This is a genomic window from Dyadobacter sp. LHD-138, from assembly GCF_030929615.1.
Lineage (GTDB): Bacteria > Bacteroidota > Bacteroidia > Cytophagales > Spirosomataceae > Dyadobacter.
Window position 1 is genome coordinate 176,220 of record NZ_JAVFVU010000007.1, and the last position, 20,231, is coordinate 196,450.

Consider the following 20,231-nt stretch of genomic DNA (forward strand, 5'->3'; position numbering starts at 1 on the left):
TTACCAATTTTCACCTACATAACTTTTCAGTCCTTTCCAGGCTTTTGCGTTCTCAACCGGATCTGTAAACACTTCCAGAACACTTATTTTATCCGTCTGTAAAAAGGCAGGTAGCACATCCTGAAATGATCCCATATTACCTGCTTCAAAGTAGGTAATATGGGAATCTTCAGACGTCCTTTTTGCTGTAAAGGTGTGCCTTGTCTCAAAGTAATTTTCGAGCTCAGGCAAAGCCGCCGGACCATCGATCATCCGGAATATGTTCCCCCCACTATTATTCAGTACAAAGATCTTTAAATTGTCTGGTAACGGCTGGATCAGCAGTCCGTTCCGGTCATACAAAAACGCCACGTCGCCGACCAGTAAATACACCGGTTTGCTGGTAATCATGGCTGCGCCGATGGCAGTGCTCACGCAACCATCAATACCACTTGTACCCCGGTTTGCAAAAATTTCGAGCCGAGAAACCCGATTTCCCAAAGCATTTACATACCGGATGGGCATGCTGTTGGCAATGTGGAGCTGAGCTCCGTCAGGAAGTGAATTAATGAGTAAATTAACAGATGTTAGATCATTTAACATTGATAGATTATTCAAATATTGACCTAAAACTGCCGCTGACTTTGCATCATTTTGCTTCCATAAGGCCTTGTAAGACGAGTCATTTTCCGGATCAGAACCCTGAACAAACAACTGATAATCAATCTTCTCAAATAAGTTTTCGAAAAAATATTCAGCAGAAACAGGAATCTGGTGTGTTATCGAATGAAAAGTATCAACCAAATGGCTGTCTTCGCTGATATGCCAGTGTTGTATCGCCGGATTTTTCTGTAAAAATTGTTTGAAAGCTTTTGAGATGAAAGACAACCCGTAGGTAATGAGCAAATCCGGACGTAAGTTATCGGTGTTAGCATGAGGTAAAAAGACATCCTGGTACGTTAAAAAATCCGGATATCCCTTTTGGTTGGCCAGACTGTCTCCAAGAACAGGAATATCCAGTTCTTCCGAGATTTTAGCCAGCGCTGTATTCAGCCTTTCATCGCTTCGATGCTGTCCGCCTGCGATCAAAATCCGGTCAAAATCATCCCAGGCATTCAATAGATCATGCCAGGTTTCAACGGACAAAATCGCTTCCGATTCCGTTTTTCTGACTACTCTTATAGCCTGAGAAACCGAAATTTTCTCACCTTCTGACGGATAAAAAGGTTCCCGGATGGGCACATTAATGTGCACCGGACCGAAGGGTTTCGAGTGCGTTAGAATAGCCGCTTCATTGACTGTCCGGTTGATCATCCAACGGGCATCCTGGTGCGTGTAATCAGACGGAATTGCAAAGGATTTTTTTACATGTTTTCCGTAAATATCAGTCTGATAAATTGTCTGTCCATCCAGCTGGTGAACCCATTCTAAGGGACGATCGGCGGTTAATATCAGTAAAGATATTTGCTGAAAGAAAGCTTCTGTCACGGCTGGTGCGTAATTGTAGGCAGCACTTCCGGAAGTACAGATCAAAATCACCGGGGCCTTCAATTGCTGAGCCATTCCAAGGGCGATAAAACCCGCAGACCTCTCATCCATCACCACGTGCTTTTTAAAGCCCTCATGGCGTGCAAAAGCGAGGGTTAAAGCCGCACTTCTGGATCCGGGCGATATCACCACATGCCGCATGCCGTGGGCGTAGCATATTTCGGCTAAATCTGTTAAGGGCTGTAATAGTGCCATTTTGTTCGTATACAAAAATAGCCTCAAAAAGAGGCCATTTTAAATTTCTGATATAAGAAGGGATTTTCAAAACCGATGAAAATCCCTGTATTCACTTTTTAACTTTCTTTAACTTATCCTAAATAAGTTTTCAAAGCCTTGCTTCTTGACACGTGACGCAATCTGCGAATAGCCTTTTCTTTGATCTGACGCACGCGTTCGCGGGTTAGGTTGAACTTCTCCCCAATCTCCTCCAAAGTCATCGCATGCTCGCCATTTAAGCCGAAATAAAGGGCAATAACGTCTGCTTCTCTCTGCGTCAAAGTACAAAGTGCACGCTGAACCTCTTTACGCAATGATTCGTTCACCAAACCGGAATCTGGTTTGTCTTCCAAATCATTTTCAAGAACGTCAAGCAAGCTGTTTTCTTCACCCTGAACGAACGGCGCATCCATGGATACGTGACGTCCCGAGATTTTCATGGTATCAACAACCTCAGAAGAAGAGATTTCAAGCACTTCGGCAAGCTCCTCAGGAGAAGGCTCACGCTCGAAACGCTGTTCTAGTTCAGAGAAAGTCTTTGATATTTTATTTAAAGAACCTACCCGGTTTAGCGGAAGACGTACAATACGTGACTGCTCAGCAAGCGCCTGAAGAATAGACTGGCGAATCCACCATACAGCATAAGAAATGAACTTAAAACCACGCGTTTCGTCGAAACGCTGCGCAGCTTTAATCAACCCCAAATTACCTTCATTGATTAGGTCGCCCAAAGAAAGCCCTTGATTCTGATACTGTTTCGCTACCGAAACCACAAAACGCAAGTTTGCCTTTGTCAACCTTTCCAACGCAAGTTGGTCACCGTCCCGTATTTTCTGAGCTAACGTCACTTCCTCATCCGGCGTTAACAAATCTACCTTCCCGATTTCCTGCAAGTATTTATCTAACGACTGACTTTCACGGTTGGTAATTTGCTTACTGATCTTTAGCTGTCTCATCTAAATTCAAATATTAATATGTATAAATAACGACATTTACAAATGCCCTTGTTGATGAAAACACATTTTTATGCGTTTTTGTTCTCTGGTTTTGGAAGTAATACTTTGCGTGACAACCGGTATTTACCTGTTTTTTTGTCAACTTCAACCAATTTTACCTGAACTTCCTCTCCCACTTCGAGAACACCATCCATATTTTCAATACGCTCCCACTTAATCTCCGAAATATGAAGCAATCCGTCTTTTCCTGGCAGGAATTCAACGAACGCGCCAAACGGCATGATAGACTTCACCTTACCTGAATAAACCTCGCCTATTTCAGGAACAAGAATGATTCCGCGAATTCTGGCAACCGCTTTATCCATGGAAGTCTTGTCTGCCGAAAATATACTTACAAATCCTGCACCATCTTTTTCTTCAATAGAAACAGTAGCACCGGATTCTTTCTGAATATCCTGAACAACTTTACCACCTGGCCCGATTACCGCACCAATCATCTCACGGTCAATTTTGATAATGACAGCGCGCGGTGTATGCGGTTTCAGTTCAGCACGTGATTCTGTAATCGTTTTGTTCATTTCGCCAAGAATGTGCAGACGGCCGGCTTTTGCCTGTAATAACGCTTCTGACAATACTTCAAACGAAAGACCATTTACTTTAATATCCATCTGGCAGGCCGTGATACCTTTTTCAGTACCAGTCACCTTGAAATCCATGTCACCCAGGTGATCTTCATCCCCAAGGATATCTGAAAGCACAGCGTATTGGCCTGTTTTTTCATCCGAGATCAATCCCATGGCAATTCCTGACACAGGCGCCTTGATTTTCAACCCTGAGTCCATAAGCGCCAAAGAACCGGCACAAACCGTTGCCATAGATGACGAACCATTTGATTCAAGGATATCAGACACGATGCGGATGGTGTATGGATTATCTTCAACCGCAGGCAATACTTTTTTCAAAGCACGCAAAGCAAGGTTTCCGTGACCTACTTCACGACGCCCTGGTCCGCGGTTTGGTTTTACTTCACCTGTGGAGAAGCCCGGGAAGTTATAGTGAAGCAAGAACTTGCTGTAACCATATTTCAAAGGCGTATCAATGATTTGCTCATCGTTTTTCGTACCCAATGTCACCGTGGTTAATGACTGTGTTTCCCCGCGGGTAAACAAGGCAGAACCGTGTGCATTTGGCAAGAAGTCAATTTCTGACGCGATAGGACGAACTTCATCCAGTGCACGACCGTCAAGACGTTTTCTTTCGTCAAGTACCAAACGACGTGATGCATCGTATTCCAGGTCGTGGAAATATCTTTTTACCAGACCAAGATTAATTTCTTCTTCTTCACCGATTGTTTCCAAAAATTCCGCCAAAACAGCTTTTGCAGCTTCTTTACGAACGTTTTTGTTTTTAGAACCCAATTGGGCAACGGCATAAACCTTATCATAGCAGAACGTACGAACGCGTGCTTCAAGCGCCTCATCCTGTACATCTCCTACGTATTCTCTTTTTACCGTATTCCCAACAGTCGTTTCGAATTCCTGAATCGCAAGACACTGTTGTTTGATCACTTCATGCGCAAATTTCAGGGCTTCGATCACGTCTTCTTCCGAAACTTCGTCCATTTCACCTTCTACCATGGTGATATCCTGGTAAGTAGCACCTACCATAAGCTCCAAAGTAGCATTCTCAAGCGCAGATGCGCCTGGGTTAATGACCAGTTGTCCGTCAATTTTCGCCACACGAACCTCAGAAACAGGTCCGCCGAAAGGAATATCAGAAGCAGCCAGCGCAGCCGAAGCAGCCAATGCAGCCAATGCATCTGGCAAAGCCTCCGCATCCGCTGAGATCAACATCAGGTTAACCTGAATTTCTGCGTGGTAATCATCCGGGAAAAGAGGACGAAGAACGCGGTCAACCAAGCGGCTAACCAATACTTCATGGTCAGAAAGTTTACCTTCACGACGCATAAAACTACCCGGAATTCTACCTGCCGAAGCAAATTTCTCCTGATAATCCACTGAAAGAGGCAAGAAATCGATCCCCTCTCTAATATCTTTATTGGCAACAACAGTAGCTAAAAGCATGGTATTACCCATACGTACCACAACTGATCCATCTGCCTGTTTTGCTAATTTTCCTGTTTCGATTGTAATTTCTCTACCATCAGGCAATGGTATCGTCTTGGTCACTATGTTAAATAGCATAGAATATGTAATGTTTGGGTAGCTGTGAAAACGTCACCAGAACGTTTCCTGTATAATTTTCTGATTAAATTCCGCAAAAAATCAGGGAACTTACTGTAAAGGCAAGTTCCCTGATTTAGTAAATTACTTACGAATGTTCAATTCCGCGATAATCGCACGGTAACGAGCGATGTCGTTTTTGTAAAGATAATCCAATAATCTTCTGCGCTTACCTACCATTTTAAGTAGACCCAGACGAGTATCGTTGTCTTTTTTGTGCGTTTTCAAGTGTTCGTTCAAATAATTGATACGATACGTAAATAAAGCAATTTGTGACTCGGCAGATCCAGTATCACCGCCTTCTTTTTTAAAACCTTTGGTCTCGAAGATCTCTCTCTTCTTTTCCGTAGTTAAATACATGATTGTAACAACAGATTAAATAAATGAATATAAATTACAGCACTATGCTGTAAAACAAGGACGCAAAATTAAGAATTATTCCTGATATAACGAAAATATAATTTTACTATGAATTGATAAGCCGCGTTTTTCCAAATCTACTTGCCAAAAAAGATTTAATTCTTTTGATACGCATCTGATAAACGTCCTTATCAAAAAGACGCGAGTCGCTGCGGGCACGCTCTATGAAATAAACCCCGGCTATAAATAAAACCGTATTGGCCATCCAAGCCCCCACGGGCACACTCAACAACCCCTCCTTCACCCACTTATCCCCCTGATTGATCAGGACGTAGAGCAGGATAAAAAACAACACGGACACGAGAACGGGCACCCCAAACCCTCCCTTTTTAATAATAGCGCCCAGCGGGGCACCGATCAAAAACATGATCAGACAGGATAACGCATTGGTATATTTATGATGTTTTTCCAGTTCATATTTACTGGCATCCTTTAATTTCGCCTGAAGGTAATCCTGATTGGATTTTACATAACTCTGCATACTGGCCGCCGAACTTTTGGCAGTTGTCAGGATTTCTTTCTTTAAACTGTCAGTCACCGGACGGGTCAGTAGGGAGTCGATCCATTTCCCGGGTTTGAGTGTTTTATCAGTTCCCTGTTTGTAATTATAAGAGAAATACTGCTGACTGTTCGGTAAAAGATTCTTCTTTGTTTCATTATAAGAAGTCTTGATCGAATCAGCCGTGTGGTTCAAATCATCAATATTTTTCATAAACTCATGGTACTTGAACTGCCCTTCATCCGTACGCCTCATGCCAAATGACGACAAACTCTCCACAAGTTTAAAATGATCAAACGCATTTCTTGTAAACTTCGAACTTACCGGCTTGGCCGCTCCCGACGCCATCGGTGAAATATAGGCCGGTGTTCCGCCTCCCGCGTCATTTTCCTCCGTATACATCGTGCCACTATACAATTCGATAACCAGATTGGAGTTTTCGTTGATGGTATACATCTTACCTGAATCTGCCAGAATGATCTGCGTATTTCCGCGCTCGTACGAACGGTTATCGTGTTTGTAAATAACCATTCCCTTCATCGACTGTGCATCGGCCATTTTTTTATCGACCTTAATGCTGTACCCCGGAAGATCATTATAGAATATCCCCTCTTTGATTTTAAGCGTGGCCTTGGTCGTTTTGATGTCATAGAGTAAACTATAACCCTTTAAATTCGCCCAGGGCGAGACCCGGTCATTAAAATAGAAGGAAAAAATACTGACCAGCACTGCCACAATAAACAACGGTGCCATGGCCCGCACCACAGAGATACCGGCGCTTTTGATCGCCGTGAGCTCAAAGAACTCGCCAAGATTCCCGAAAGCCATCAGTGAAGACAGCAGCATGGCCAGCGGAAGCGCAGTGGGGACTGTAATGAGACTGAAGAAAAAGAACAGCCGTGCGTAATCCCACAGCCCCAGATCTTTCGACACAAAATCATCAATATAAAAAATCATGATTTTCATTAAAAATATGAAAACCACTACCGACATCGTAACTATAAATGGCCCCCAAAAGGACATTAGTATAAGCTTATCCAGCTTTTTCATCAACTCCCGACAATTTCTTTAAGATTATCCATAAACCCATTCCAAAGCGAAATTAGTTCAGCTTCATCCTTATTTGATGAATAATCGACCACGCGTAAAAACGTTGTTTGTGTCAATTCACTGACTTCCAGCTTTATTTCCAGATGATTATTATCCAGGTCATCTTCACTGGTATTCTCAAATTCAAATTTGACAGCCTTATTTATCCTTAATCCTGTTTGTTTGGCCACATGGCTGTCACCATCCCATTGAAAATCGAATCGCTGATTGGGTAAAACGGTTACCTTTTCTGCAAACCATTGTTCCAGGCCTGAGGGCGTGGAGATATATGGAAATAAAACTTTTGGCGACGATCGTAATTCAAATTCAGTAATAAACTTAAATTTTTCCATTGTTACTGGGGTTATGGGTTTCTCCATTGCGAAATTGTTAACCTGCTGATCTTAAAAGTTGTAATATAGCACAAATCACTAATAAAAATCAGAAACCTGATTTTCTGATTTTTTGTAATTTAGTTTTTTTCAATGAATTTTCCAAAAACACTTGCATTCTAAATTCCTTTAATATACTTTTGCACCACGATAACGGTACGGCGGGGTAGCTCAGATGGTTAGAGCGTAGGATTCATAACCCTAAGGTCGGCAGTTCGATTCTGCTCCCCGCTACGAAAAAAGGCATCCAAATGGATGCCTTTTTTGCTTAATTCTTTTTAGTGTTCGATGGGTGGACAAGAAAATCGGAATCAAATCAATAACTTGTGGAGTGCATAGGATTTTTCCAGAACTGCCCGGAGTTTATAGGATATATTAAAACGTAACGAGACCCATGGAACCGCATTGCAAACCCAGCCAACCAACTTGTCCTGCCGAAGATTTACTCAAAATCATGTCAGGCAAATGGCGTCCGCAGATTTTCAGACTGGCAATCGAGGGCCCTTTGCGCTTTAGCAGCTTGCTCAAAACCCTTGAAAATTCAAACAAGCAAAGCATAGCCCTGGCTCTAAAGGAATTAGAGCACGAGGGCTTGCTGGAAAAGCATGTGATCAAACTCAAACCTTTACATATTGCGTATAATTTGTCTGAGAAAGGGAAAACACTGATTGCTGTTTTCCGGCAACTGGAAGGTATTTAGCACTTTGGAACCGCCTGGCAAAACGCCGGTCTCAAAATTCAACATGATAAAGCGGACCATTTTTTGATTGCGATTCCGCTAATTCCCCTGATTCAACCAATGTTCTCAAAAGAATAAGCGCCTCAACTCTCGTATTTCCACTTAACTCAGCAAATTCTCTTACAGTCTGCGTTGGATATTCCGCAAACAGCCCGTCAACGGACCTGTCGTACTCTTTTTTTACGGTTCCCACACCCAACGCCATCACAGCGTCTTCATAAACCCGGTAAGGCTGCGATCCCCGAATGATGGTTTGACGCTGATTGCTACCGACGAAAATCATGGTAGGAAATCCACGCACACCAAGCTGCGCAGCCAATTGAAGATCTTTTTGAAAAGATTCCCTGGCCCGCCCTGTGTAATCTAATTTCAGCTTTTGCTCGTCCAGACCAGCGTACACGGCTGCGGCTGCAAGGTGTTCCCAGCGTGTAATATTCTTCTTTTCCAAAAACAGAAATTCCCGCATTTTTCTCAGGAAAACCACGGCTTTCTTCGGATCCTGAAACTGCGCTGCCTTGACGGCGATGGAAGGTGGATAGGAAGAATCCAGTGGATCTTCCAGCCAGATATCCCCGTCGATCGGCATGTCGTAATGCTGGCTGACCTCATCCCAATGATGCGCTACATCGCTTGGTTTGCTGATTCCGCCGCTGTTATAACTCCAGTCCGGCAACAATCCGCCCATGCGGATATCGAACTCGATCGCATGACCATATTCCAGTTCCAGTTGACGGAGTTGCGGCTCTATTCCCCAGCAGGACGAACAAATAGGATCAGTGAAGTAAATGATCTTTACCTTATCGGCAACCTCCTGGGGCGCATGTGCGGCTAACGTATTACTGGCGCCCGGAAGCTCGCATAACCCGGTTTCCGGATCACATAAAAGTGGGTTGATGTTATTTTCCATATTCATAAACCTGATGTTACTGTTATCATGCTTTGCGGTATCTTGAAAGAAACTGCTGAACGAAGGTCTGGAATTGGATTTTGCGGATCAATAGGTCAGTTTTTTGTGACTATTTTTTTGGGCTAAACAACATATTTATAACCACAGCCTGCTTTCTGTGAATTTCCATCCGTTCGAAAGAATTAAATTCACCAACTTTAAGTTAATAATACTTACCAGCCCAAATACTCAAGTCCTTACACCGTGCTATGAAATTACTATTACAATACTTAAGCCGTTACAAAGGGCTTATCTTACTCGCACTGCTTCTCGCTTCCATCAACCAGATTTTTTCACTGCTCAACCCCTACATTTTAGGGAATGTGCTGATTGACCCTTACGCAAACAAAGCCAAACATTTCCGCGATAACGGCCTGGACAATGACTTTTTCCGGGGCATTACCATGGGATTGCTGATGATCATCGGTGCCGCGATGGTTTCCCGTATCGCCAAGGCTTTCCAGGATTACGTGGTCAATGTGGTCATTCAGAAGTTTGGGGCCGATTTATATACCGATGGATTACGCCATGCCCTACGCCTTCCCTACCAGGATTTTGAGGATCAGCGTAGTGGCGAGACATTATCCGTGCTACAAAAAGTACGGGCTGATTGTGAAAAATTCATCACCAATTTTGTCAATGTACTGTTCGCCACCATCGTCGGGATTGTCTTCGTAACCATCGTCGCTTTTAAATTAAGTCCGATGCTTCCCGTGATCTACCTCGTCGGATCGGTGGTGCTTGCGTTGCTTACCAGCCTGTTAAGTAGAAAAATAAAGGAAGTACAGAAAAACATCGTCAAGGAAACTACGGCACTTGCGGGTTCTACGACCGAATCGCTGCGCAATATCGAGCTCGTAAAAAGTCTTGGGTTAACCCAGCAGGAAATCCGCCGACTGAATACGACCACGTTTAAAATCCTGAAACTGGAATTAAAGAAAGTGAAAAGCATCCGTTCCATCAGTTTTATCCAGGGTACTTTCGTGAATTTCTTACAACAATGTATTATGTTCTCCCTGCTGTTTTTCGTATTTCACGATAAGATCACGGTCGGACAAATGATGATGATGCAGTTTTATTCCTTCTTCATTTTTACGCCTTTGCAGGAACTGGGCAATATTATCCTGTCCTACCGGGAGGCAGAAGCGTCTTTAAGCAACCTTGAAAAGTTATTGAACCGCCCTATTGAACGCAAGCCGGAACATCCTGAAAAAATTGATGCCGTGGAAACACTTCGTTTCGAAAAAGTACATTTCCAGCACCAAACCGCAAAAAGACCTGCACTCGATGGAATTTCATTTGAAGTAAAACGCGGAGAAACCATTGCTTTTGTCGGTCCGTCGGGTTCAGGAAAAACGACGCTGGTTAAATTGCTGGTCGGGCTATACCACCCGAACACGGGAGGGATATACTACAATGACCACAGTGAAAGCAGCATAGATTTCGATGAATTACGCCATCAGATCGGTTTTGTGACGCAGGACACGCAGCTTTTTTCGGGAACGATCAAGGAAAATCTGCTTTTTGTAAATCCTTCGGCCACGGATGAAATGATCACCGAAGTATTGAAAAAAGCGGCTTGTTATAATTTGCTGCAAAGGGCAGAAAACGGTATCGACACCGTTATTGGGGAAGGCGGACTTAAATTGTCCGGTGGCGAACGCCAGCGTTTGTCCATCGCACGCGCATTGTTACGCAATCCGCACCTGATGATTTTTGATGAAGCAACTTCCGCCCTGGATTCGCTGACAGAAGAGGAAATTTCTAATACCATCCGGAATATTACAAGTCAGCGCCAGCATATCACGGTGATGATCGCCCACCGCCTTTCCACGATTATGTACGCTGACCGCATTTACGTACTTGAAAAGGGAAATATTATAGAGACGGGCAGCCACAGCGCGCTGCTTGAAGAAAAAGGGCTTTACTACGCCATGTGGCGGCAACAGATCGGCGAGCGCAAAGACGTTCATGTTCTGGAAGCATAAAAACACGACATGCTCATATATTTGAAAACCTGAATCGGGCCGGTACAACTGCGCAAGATTCAGGTTTTTTCTGGTTAAGCGACACGGTAGTTTTGTTTATCAAACATTAAATCTGCTAAAATGAACACGACCTCCCGCAACCTGGATACCATTGACTGGCAAAACGTTTCTGAGAACATGAACAAAACCGGTTATGCATTACTTTCAGATATGCTCGCACCCGAAGACTGCGATCAGCTTATTAATCAGTACAATGCAACGCAATTTTACCGAAAAACCATCGTCATGGAGCGATACCGATTTGGCCTGGGTGAGTATAAATACTTTCAATATCCTTTGCCGGAGCTGATCCAGAATATCAGACAATCTATTTATCCAAAACTGGCTCCGATCGCCAACAACTGGATGAAGGTGCTGAATATCCCGAAGAAATTCCCCGATACTTTTGCCGCGCTTCAGCAACTTTGCCACGAAAACGATCAGACCAAACCAACGGTTTTGATTTTGAAATATGGCAAAGGAGGTCACAACACACTGCATCAGGATCTGTATGGTGAAATATTTTTCCCGATGCAGCTGGTGCTATTTTTAAACGAACCGGAAATCGATTATACCGGCGGAGAATTTGTACTTATGCAGCAAACGCCACGGGCACAGTCAAAAGCCATTGTACTGAAACCAAAAAAAGGAGATATACTTTTGTTCACGACCAATTTCCGCCCGGTAAAAGGGAGCAAAGGATATCATCGGGTAAATATGAAACACGGTGTCAGCGAAATCCATGAGGGAAACCGATATACCCTGGGCATCATTTTCCATGACGCCCTGAGTTAAACAAAACCTCAATTGCGCTATCTGTTTAATGAACGATTTTAAACACAAGCTCTTTCAGCAACTCTCCCTCCGGCGTGCTTACGCCGTCTAGCCCCTTTAAACGGCTGTCTGATTCGCGTAGATAATGAATGATATGTGCAACCTTGGGCAAAGGATAATTCCGCGCTGCCAGTGAATAATCTTTGACAAAAAACGGATTGACGCCAAGTGCCGTCGCAAGGCCCTTTTCCGACTTATCCGCACTCGCATGAACGAGCAATACTTTTGAGAAGAACCCAAAAAGGATGATCAGGATCGGGGCCAGCGGGTTATCTTTTGAATTGGCAGAAAAGTGGTTTGCAATGCGGTTTGCCTTAACAACATCCCGCATGAGCAATGCTTTCTGGAATTCAAAAACGTTGTATTCTTTGCTGATACCGACAAAACGCTCCACAACTTCGGCATCAATCCCCTGATCTACCCGCAGGTTTACCATGATTTTACGGATTTCATTCGTCAGCCGTTTCAGGTCATTGCCGATGTTGTCAACCATCATCTGCACGGCCTTGGGACTTATCTTCACTCCTTCTGACTGACAATAAGACGCAACCCAGTCCGGCAATTTGTTGTCATACATCTTTTTCGACTGCACAACATGACCGTGGGTATTGAAAGCCTTCACAAAAGTTTTCCGCTCGTCGGCATTGGCATGAAAACACAGGACGAGCACCGTACTATGCAGCGGGTTCAGGGCATAATCTTCCAGTCTTGCCTGCTGCTCTTTCTGTTCAATTCCGCCCAGTTTATTGGCATCTTTCACGATAATCAGCTGGCGCTCTGCCATAAACGGATATCTTCTGGCATGGCTTAGCACACCGGCCACGTCCGTGTCTTTTCCGTAAAGTACAAACTGGTTAAAACCCCGTTCCGACTCTGGAACCACGCGTGCTTCGAGCGACTCGGCAATAACATCGATATAAAACGGTTCATCTCCGTGCAGAAAATACACGGGTTTGAATTTTTTAGATTTAATTTCTTTAAGGGCAGCATCAGGCGTTTGAGCCATTTTTTAATCTGAATTTTAATAAATAATAAGCGCTGAAAATCCGGTTAATTTCCATACTCTGAAATAAAACGCGACGCTTCGGCTTGAAGCAGCGGAAAAAATACACTGAATTTATCGTAATAAAACGCTTCGTTCGCTTCCAAATCCTCCTCAGCCAGATTAAGGACCGCCAGAAAATCAGCTCTGCCTGACAAACGGCTGAATGTAAGCCTAATACCGTCCAGCGTTTGATAGGTATTGAGCCAGTCCTGCTTGATCATGGTCCGCACCATTGACTTCATATGCACCGGAATCAACGGATCGTTTTCACGGATCACCTGATACATGCGCGCGCTGTAATCTTCCAGAGATTCGTTGCAAAATTGGTTAAAATATTTGGCTAAAAAGTAATCGAAATAAATATCTGTCGCTATACCGGCCGTTTTTCCAAGCACCAACGCCGCCTTTCTCTTTGCTTCTCTGACGGTTGGGTGTCCATCTGTAAACATGTCAATATGCCGGTGCAGTTTTACGCCCAGCAAAAAACGGTCACTCCAGCCGATAATTTTGTCACCCGTCAATCTGCCTTTTATAAAATCTCCGACATAATTTCCTACAATAACCTTCTCATCGTCTCCGGAAAGCAATAAATGCGCTAAAAAATTCATAAAAAAAGACATTTTGGCAAAATTCCCGTACGTTTGTTCTCACCAAATCACCATGGAACAATTATTTTACAACAACCATTATTTTAACCAAACAAGCAAATGAAAGTCGAAAAGAATAATGTCGTAGCACTCATATATAGCCTGAGAATCCCTGACAATGACGGCGAAATGGATATCGTAGAAGTAGTAACGGAAGAAGAGCCGATGTATTTTATTCAAGGCATCAGCGGACTTCCGGAAGGCTTTGAAGAGAAGATCGAAGGACTTGCTGCCGGAGATACTTTTGACTTTGTCGTGGCACCTGAAGAAGGTTACGGAGAATTTGATCCTGAGGCAATTGTTGAACTTCCCAAGGCCGTTTTCCAGATGGAAGGTGTGGATCAGGAAGAGCTTCTTGAAATCGGAAATATCGTTCCTATGACCAACGAAGACGGAGAACGCATGCACGGTCAGGTCGTTGAAGTGAAGGAAGATATCGTTGTAATGAATTTCAATCACCCGTTGGCAGGCAAAGAAATGCACTTTGAAGGCTCAATTCTTTCAATCCGTGCTGCAACAGATGAAGAAATCAGCCACGGCCACGTACACGGCGAGGGTGGTCATCATCATTAATAGTTGAGAGTTAATAGTTGAGAGTTGAAAGTGGCGGACCACTCTCAACTTTCAACTTTCAACTTTCAACTAAAGGAATGTACTGCGCAACCTCCACGCCGAAAGTTCTCAGAAATTCGACACCTTCCTCCCTGCCAATTCCTTTGTAAGCTGCATAAGAATGCAGAAAAATCACTTTACTGATCTTCATCGTATAAATAACACGGGCACAGGCAATGCATGGCGCCAGGGTTACAAAAAGCGTTGCGCCTTCAATGTTTGAGCCATTTTTCACGGCAAAAAGAATGGCGTTCTGCTCAGCATGCAGTGCCAGCGAACAGCTTCCTTTCGCATCCCGCGGACAACCTTCCTCCGGAAATTCCTCATCACAATTGTGCGTTCCGGCAGGCGGACCATTATAACCAATTGAAATAATACGGGTATCTTTGGTTAAGACCGCACCGACCTGTGCTTTAATGCAATGTGACCGTTTGGCGAGATTTATTGCCAGATCCATGAAAATATCATCAAATTCCGGCCGGTTTTTCGTTGTTAGTAAAGTCATTCGATTGGTAAAACTTAAATTACCTGCAAACTTAGATAAAGCATGCGTTGGATTCAATATAGATTAGTAAATAAGATCAGGACACTGATGCTGATCGGCTTATTTATTGGTCTGAACCAGTTTTCTTTTGCGCAAACCAGTCCGGAAGTTATCACACTTGGCCGGGACGCGTCATCCATTATCCGGGCGAATAAATTTTTCATTCAGGAAGTAGAAGACAAACGAAAAATAAAGGGAGCCAGCATCGGGAACGTTATCTTTCTGGGAAAAGAAAAAAACGCTGTTATGCCCAATCCATTAGAAAAAGAGCTGACAGCGTATTGGTCTTATTCCGTACCAAAAGTTAATAACGATCTTTTGCCCCTGTATATCAGCGTCAAGGACTTACAGCTTAGCGAGAGACGTTTAGGGCCTAACCGGGTTGCCGGAGAAATAAAACTGAACGTGTCATTTCGCTGGTATCGGGATATGGTACCGGTGGATCTGACCACCTACCAGACCTCCGCCACTTACACACGCCCTGAAAAAGAGTTCGATCACCAGAAATTAATCAGGCAATTGCTGGATCAGTCGCTTATTCATTTTCAAAAATGGATGGGTTCCAATATGGGTAAAAATCCGGCACTTGCTAGAAACCTCAAAATCGTTTTTAAGGAAATCGTACCGTCGGATAAGGCTGATACCGTTTTTTACAGTGTTAAAAGACCACTCGTATGGGACGATTTCCAGGGCCAGCGAAGCAGACCGGGCAGCCGTTATGCCGCCGCCGTCTTCACAAGTTTTGCTTATGAAGGATACTCCTATCCCAAAGATGACGATTTGATACTGGAAATTGGTTTGAAAATTTTCATGGTCAAAAGCATGTCCTGGGCTTTATCCGACGCTAAAAATAACGGCACATTAAGACATGAGCAGCTCCATTTCGACATCACCAGGCTTGTTGTGGAAAGATTCAAAAAGAACCTCGAATCGGGCGAACTGACCATTGAAGATTATGACAGCGAAATCCAGTATCAGTTTCTGGAATCATTTCGGGAAATGAATACCGAGCAGGAAAATTATGACCGGGCGACAAACCACGGCCTTAACAACGCCGCACAGGCGGAATGGGAAAGAAAAATTGCGAAAGAAATTGCTGACATTTACTCAAGGCAATAACAGCGCACCATTGCGCAGCAAATCGTGTGTTTTGTTTCCACTCTTAGCAATGATCTGCCACCAACGTTCCGCAGCCCGTTTTTTAACTTCGCCGCTTATTAAAAAAGTGGTCATGGGGTTTGCGCTGACTTGCGAAATTTCCGGATAACCCGATGAAGTCAGGATTTGATAGTCCGTAGCCAACTTGCCTGAAATAATGCCGCCTTTGTAAATTGTTTTGCCCTGCCACGCGAGTAATTCTCCCGAACCACCATGCTGTATTTTAATACTTTCAGGCAGATTATTTTCTTCTGTATTTAGATAGACCGTTTTCAAAACACCCGCATTGACCGCGTAATTTTTGATATGAAAATCATAGGCATTTGTATCGGCAAGAAACCCGCCATCGCAATAAATATACAACCGGTCCCTTTCCTTGAAACTGACTACCGTATGTTTGGAAACGGCATGTATCACGCCCTTTGACACCACATATTTTTGCAAACTGATTGCAACAGCGTAAAAAACAAACAAAGCCACCAGACCGGCACTAGATTTTAGCCAGACATAAGCCCTCAATTCATAAGCCAGCCAGGCCAAAAACAAGGTCAGATAGAGCAATAAAACCTCAGTTTTGTCAAGTGATAAATTGTCAAGGAGATAACCCGGCAGGATTTTTGGAAGCGAAACCGAAACATTTGTCAGGCGACCACAAAAATCAACAAATAAGCCAACCCACGTCTGCATCCACAAAAATGGCCCCAGGCAGGCAAAAAGGAGCAATAACGCAGCAGGCAGTAAAAAGTTCGTGAAAGTGATGACAAACGGATTCACCAGCCAGAAGTAAGACGGGAATTGGTGGAAATAATAAAGACTTAACGGAAAGGTGGCCAGCTGCGCCGCAAAAGACATGGCGGTAACCTGCCAGCCATACTTAAAGAGCCAGTTTGCGGGTGACAAAATCGAGTACAGCGGTTTGTAAAAAAGAAAAATCCCGGTCATGGCCAGGTATGACAGCTGGAAACCTACGTCAAACAAAGCCCGCGGATCAATCAGCAAGATTATGAAAGCAGACAGCGCCAGCGTGTTCATGGCATGGTGCTTTCGGCCGAATACCTCGGCGATCACAAAGACGACACACATCAGGGTTGCCCGTTGAACGGAGGGAGGCAGGCCGGTCACCAGGGCATAAAACCCAAGCAGCGCAGTGATGAGGGTCAGATAAATATATTTCCCTCCTCTGAGATGTTTAAGCCATCCCAAAAGACTTTTTAACACAAAGAATATTACGGCCACATGCATGCCCGAGACCGACAAAATATGGACCGTCCCCGAAGTCGTATAATCATCAATCTGATCCGATCTCAGATCATCCCGCCTGCCAAGCAGCATCGCTTTAACCAGTCCGTAAGATTTATCATTTTCAACATAAACACGAAACTGCCGGTCCGACCACTGGGAAATGGAATGACTCCAGACATAAATACCACCCGGTTTATCCGCAGATTTAATAACACGATAGGTATGATCCGGCAGATAAGCCGTCCAGGCGACACCCTTATTCCATAAATATTTCCGGTAGTCAAATTCATCGGGATTCATCGGCGGCTTAGGTCGCTCCAAATTTCCGGCAACAACGAGATCATCACCCACTTCTGGAACCTGCGCCGCGTCTTTAGGGATGCTCAAATACGCCTGCATTTGCACCTTGACCCATTTTCCTTTAACCCGGATACGGCTGACAACTGCGTCAATCCGTATGGTTTTTTGTCTTTTTTCCGGAATAGACTGCACCTTCGCCTGGTACAGATCATATTTCAGTTGCGATAACTGACTGACAGTATTCCGCAAATCCTGATCATGACAGCACAGCACATTGAACCCCGACACGCACACAAACAACGAAAGCGTAATGCTGAAAGCAGTAAATTTTTTCCTCCGGTAAAACAAAACAGAAGCGGCTGTAATCGCTATGATCACAGCCGCCTGAATATTCGGGTCAGAAAAATAAAGTGCCGGATGATAGGTCAGCAACCAGTCACCAACTAAAATCCCAGTCATTAAAGTCAGAACCAATCCAACAAAAGGTACGCGCGAGAGCATGCTTTTTTGTCATTTAATTACGAACTTCTTTGTGACGGTTTCTTTGTCGGTGGTCACTTTAAATATGTATAATCCGGTATTATATTTATTAATATCAACGGTAACCTTCCGGCTCCAGACGTCTATAAAACTTTGTGACTGCAACTGATTACCCCGCTGGTCGTAAACGGAAAGGTTAAAGTTCTGAAAATCACGGAAACGAATGTTGGCGTTAACTTCCTCGCTTGCCGGGTTTGGGAAAACGTCGACCGTGAGATTTTCAGTGGGATCCAGCCTGCCCTTTTTAGCGGATTCAATCAATTTTATTCGTCTTGGACTTAGCGCCAAAACCGCTTTCATACGTCCCATCTGATCAGCCGTAAAAATATTCATACAGGAATCGGGCGAATAATCCATGTAGTTTTCAATCATATTACGGGTTCTGAATCCCGAACAGTTTGAAAACTTATCCGTACAAAAGCTCGTTTGGTTTGAGCCTTCGGCCGTCGGTGTATCGTCGCAAAAATCGTCCCCGCAAAAGGTGTCACCCCAGATGTGGACAAGTCCCAGCCAATGGCCTATTTCGTGGGTGGTTGTTCTTCCCAGATTATAAATTTTACTGGAATTCGCAGCGGAGTTTCTACCAAAATAACGGAAGTCAATAATAGCACCGTCTGTTTTATCATAATTTTCATTCTGAGTATTAAGCCCGTCCAAACCTTCAACGGAAGGAAATTGTGCAATACCAAGATAGGTCCCAGTTAACCTGCACACCCAGATATTCAGATACTTATCTGATGGCCAGTAAACAATATCGGAAAGCAGGGCATCGTCCGTGATCGGGTTAAAGCTGTCTTTGGACGGATAAGAAGTTCTCGTAATGCCCGTTGTGCCTTTGCCATTTTCATCGTACTCGGCCAGATAAAACTCAATACCGGTATCGACTCCCACCGGATCGGAATTAAAACCTTTTGTACCCGCTTTTCTGCGATAATCTTCATTCAGAATGGCAATCTGGCTTCTGATCTGTTCGTCGGTGATGTTAGGATTATCAGCGCCGCCAATCACACCGTTCCTTCCGTTATGCACCACATGCACCACCACGGGAATTCGGATTATTTCTTCCGAAGCCGCCGTTCGCAGCCGCGACCGGTTGGCATGCAAATATTCCTGAATCGCATTTTCGGTATTGATCCTGTCGCGTAATAATCCAGGGCTTCTACTGCCCCGGAACACCTCGCGTTCGTGCGTAACGCAACGGATCGGCAAAGAGTCCGTTACTTGCGCAAAAGTTCTCCCGGGAGAAGAAATCCCCAGGAGAACCATGCCCGTAAAAATCGTAAAACTATTGATCCGTTTTTTCATAAGCAGCCAGAATATCCTTAACCAGCCGATGGCGTACAACATCCGAACCGTCCAATTCGACAAAGCTGATGCCCTTAATGCCCTTCAAAATGCTCAGTGAATCGATCAAACCGGATTTCTGGTTCTTAGGAAGATCGATCTGTGATTTATCACCGGTGATAATCGCCTTGGAACTTGGCCCCATCCGGGTAAGGAACATTTTCATCTGCATCGGCGTCGTATTCTGTGCCTCATCCAGCAAAATAAAAGCATTGTTAAGCGTCCTTCCTCTCATGTAAGCAAGCGGAGCGATTTCAATGACACGACTTTCCAGATAAAGTTTCAACTTTTCAGGCGCGATCATGTCGTCCAGCGCGTCATAGATCGGCCGCAGATACGGGTCGATCTTTTCTTTCAGATCTCCCGGTAAAAAACCCAGGTTTTCCCCTGCCTCAACGGCCGGCCGGGTAATGATGATCTTGCGTACTTCTTTATTTTTTAAAGCCCTGACCGCAATGGCCACAGCTGTATATGTCTTTCCTGTTCCGGCAGGCCCCACGGCAAAAACAAGGTCAAATTTTGCAGCTGCTTCCACCAAAAGTTTCTGGTTCGCCGTCTTGGCCTTTACCACCAGCCCTTTATTTCCGTAAATAATCACATCCGCGTCATCCTCGGCGTGCTGGACGGCAGGTTTTGAAATCCCGTTCAAATAAACCCTGACATTTTCATTGGTTACCTTTCCATACTTCTGATAATGAGCGACCAGGGATTCAAGGACATCCGTGATACGCATAATTTCAGGTGCTGTTCCCTGAATCCTGATTTCATTTCCGCGTGAAATAATTTTGCTTTTTGGAAAAGCCGCGGACACTTCTTTAATATTCGAATTATGAATGCCCAAAAAATCGACCATTGAGACGTCTTCGAGCGTGATTATTTTTTCTAGCAAATGAATGACCGGTTAGTGTTTA

Annotated in this window: 18 protein-coding genes and 1 tRNA gene; 6 read left to right on the forward strand and 13 right to left on the reverse strand. The window is 44.1% G+C overall.

The genetic code is table 11. The features are described 5' to 3' along the window. The 6 genes from menD to RB622_RS07405 form a co-directional block, all read right to left on the reverse strand. Nucleotides 1-1,722, reverse strand: a complete 1,722-nt coding sequence (gene menD / locus RB622_RS07380; RefSeq protein WP_308045915.1) for a 2-succinyl-5-enolpyruvyl-6-hydroxy-3-cyclohexene-1-carboxylic-acid synthase — start codon at nucleotides 1,720-1,722, stop codon at nucleotides 1-3. A 113-nt stretch (nucleotides 1,723-1,835) separates the two neighbouring features. Next, on the reverse strand, nucleotides 1,836-2,699 hold the full coding sequence (locus RB622_RS07385; protein WP_015810559.1) for an RNA polymerase sigma factor RpoD/SigA: 864 nt from the start codon (nucleotides 2,697-2,699) through the stop codon (nucleotides 1,836-1,838). 68 nt (nucleotides 2,700-2,767) lie between these two features. Further along, nucleotides 2,768-4,903: a polyribonucleotide nucleotidyltransferase gene (pnp, locus tag RB622_RS07390; protein ID WP_308045916.1), complete on the reverse strand. Its 2,136-nt coding sequence runs from the start codon at nucleotides 4,901-4,903 to the stop codon at nucleotides 2,768-2,770. Nucleotides 4,904-5,026: 123 nt separating this feature from the next. Then, nucleotides 5,027-5,302, reverse strand: coding sequence for a 30S ribosomal protein S15 (gene rpsO / locus RB622_RS07395; protein ID WP_149243904.1), 276 nt, complete (start codon nucleotides 5,300-5,302; stop codon nucleotides 5,027-5,029). Between the two features lie 106 nt (nucleotides 5,303-5,408). After that, entirely contained in the window at nucleotides 5,409-6,911 is a 1,503-nt protein-coding gene (locus tag RB622_RS07400) for an LptF/LptG family permease (protein ID WP_308045917.1), read from the reverse strand. Beyond that, on the reverse strand, nucleotides 6,911-7,303 hold the full coding sequence (locus tag RB622_RS07405; RefSeq protein WP_308045918.1) for an START-like domain-containing protein: 393 nt from the start codon (nucleotides 7,301-7,303) through the stop codon (nucleotides 6,911-6,913). Before RB622_RS07405 ends, RB622_RS07400 begins: the two co-directional genes overlap by 1 nt. Before the next feature lie 199 nt (nucleotides 7,304-7,502). On the opposite strand from RB622_RS07405, the gene RB622_RS07410 reads away from it, so the two are divergent. Both RB622_RS07410 and RB622_RS07415 read left to right on the forward strand, forming a co-directional pair. After that, nucleotides 7,503-7,576, forward strand: a tRNA-Met gene (locus tag RB622_RS07410). 160 nt (nucleotides 7,577-7,736) lie between these two features. Then, nucleotides 7,737-8,042 (forward strand): helix-turn-helix domain-containing protein, encoded by a 306-nt coding sequence (locus RB622_RS07415; RefSeq protein WP_308045919.1) that lies wholly within the window; start codon nucleotides 7,737-7,739, stop codon nucleotides 8,040-8,042. 31 nt (nucleotides 8,043-8,073) lie between these two features. Here the strand turns inward: RB622_RS07415 and RB622_RS07420 are convergent, their stop codons facing one another. Continuing rightward, complete coding sequence (locus tag RB622_RS07420; RefSeq protein ID WP_308045920.1) at nucleotides 8,074-8,988, reverse strand: ClpXP adapter SpxH family protein; 915 nt, start codon at nucleotides 8,986-8,988, stop codon at nucleotides 8,074-8,076. Nucleotides 8,989-9,236: 248 nt separating this feature from the next. On the opposite strand from RB622_RS07420, the gene RB622_RS07425 reads away from it, so the two are divergent. Together RB622_RS07425 and RB622_RS07430 are read left to right on the forward strand one after the other, a co-directional pair. Then, nucleotides 9,237-11,015, forward strand: a complete 1,779-nt coding sequence (locus tag RB622_RS07425; RefSeq protein ID WP_308045921.1) for an ABC transporter ATP-binding protein — start codon at nucleotides 9,237-9,239, stop codon at nucleotides 11,013-11,015. Between the two features lie 120 nt (nucleotides 11,016-11,135). After that, a complete protein-coding gene (locus RB622_RS07430) occupies nucleotides 11,136-11,849 on the forward strand; it encodes a 2OG-Fe(II) oxygenase (RefSeq protein ID WP_308045922.1) in 714 nt (237 codons plus the stop codon). Between the two features lie 25 nt (nucleotides 11,850-11,874). On the opposite strand, the gene holA is transcribed toward RB622_RS07430, so the two are convergent. Further along, the gene (holA, locus tag RB622_RS07435) at nucleotides 11,875-12,894 is read right to left on the reverse strand and encodes a DNA polymerase III subunit delta (RefSeq protein WP_308045923.1); all 1,020 of its coding nucleotides are present in this window, start codon (nucleotides 12,892-12,894) and stop codon (nucleotides 11,875-11,877) included. A 44-nt stretch (nucleotides 12,895-12,938) separates the two neighbouring features. Then, nucleotides 12,939-13,541: an ACP phosphodiesterase gene (locus tag RB622_RS07440; RefSeq protein WP_308045924.1), complete on the reverse strand. Its 603-nt coding sequence runs from the start codon at nucleotides 13,539-13,541 to the stop codon at nucleotides 12,939-12,941. A gap of 99 nt (nucleotides 13,542-13,640) precedes the next feature. Here RB622_RS07440 and RB622_RS07445 point away from each other — a divergent pair, with 99 nt between their 5' ends. Further along, on the forward strand, nucleotides 13,641-14,153 hold the full coding sequence (locus RB622_RS07445; protein WP_308045925.1) for an FKBP-type peptidyl-prolyl cis-trans isomerase: 513 nt from the start codon (nucleotides 13,641-13,643) through the stop codon (nucleotides 14,151-14,153). A gap of 58 nt (nucleotides 14,154-14,211) precedes the next feature. On the opposite strand, the gene RB622_RS07450 is transcribed toward RB622_RS07445, so the two are convergent. Next, nucleotides 14,212-14,697, reverse strand: a complete 486-nt coding sequence (locus RB622_RS07450) for a dCMP deaminase family protein (RefSeq protein ID WP_308045926.1) — start codon at nucleotides 14,695-14,697, stop codon at nucleotides 14,212-14,214. Nucleotides 14,698-14,739: 42 nt separating this feature from the next. On the opposite strand from RB622_RS07450, the gene RB622_RS07455 reads away from it, so the two are divergent. After that, a complete protein-coding gene (locus RB622_RS07455; RefSeq protein WP_308045927.1) occupies nucleotides 14,740-15,855 on the forward strand; it encodes a hypothetical protein in 1,116 nt (371 codons plus the stop codon). Here RB622_RS07455 and RB622_RS07460 read toward each other — a convergent pair. Genes RB622_RS07460 through RB622_RS07470 form a run of 3 tightly spaced genes read right to left on the reverse strand, consistent with a single transcriptional unit; the run spans nucleotide 15,844 to nucleotide 20,209 of the window. After that, nucleotides 15,844-17,937: a ComEC/Rec2 family competence protein gene (locus tag RB622_RS07460; RefSeq protein ID WP_308045928.1), complete on the reverse strand. Its 2,094-nt coding sequence runs from the start codon at nucleotides 17,935-17,937 to the stop codon at nucleotides 15,844-15,846. The two genes, RB622_RS07455 and RB622_RS07460, sit on opposite strands and share 12 nt — an antisense overlap. A 9-nt stretch (nucleotides 17,938-17,946) precedes the next feature. Next, entirely contained in the window at nucleotides 17,947-19,281 is a 1,335-nt protein-coding gene (locus RB622_RS07465) for a M43 family zinc metalloprotease (protein WP_308045929.1), read from the reverse strand. Next, nucleotides 19,262-20,209 carry a PhoH family protein gene (locus tag RB622_RS07470; protein WP_308045930.1) on the reverse strand — a complete coding sequence of 316 codons (948 nt, stop codon included), beginning with the start codon at nucleotides 20,207-20,209 and terminating at the stop codon, nucleotides 19,262-19,264. The genes RB622_RS07465 and RB622_RS07470 overlap by 20 nt, the downstream gene beginning before the upstream one ends. Nucleotides 20,210-20,231 lie beyond the last annotated feature (22 nt).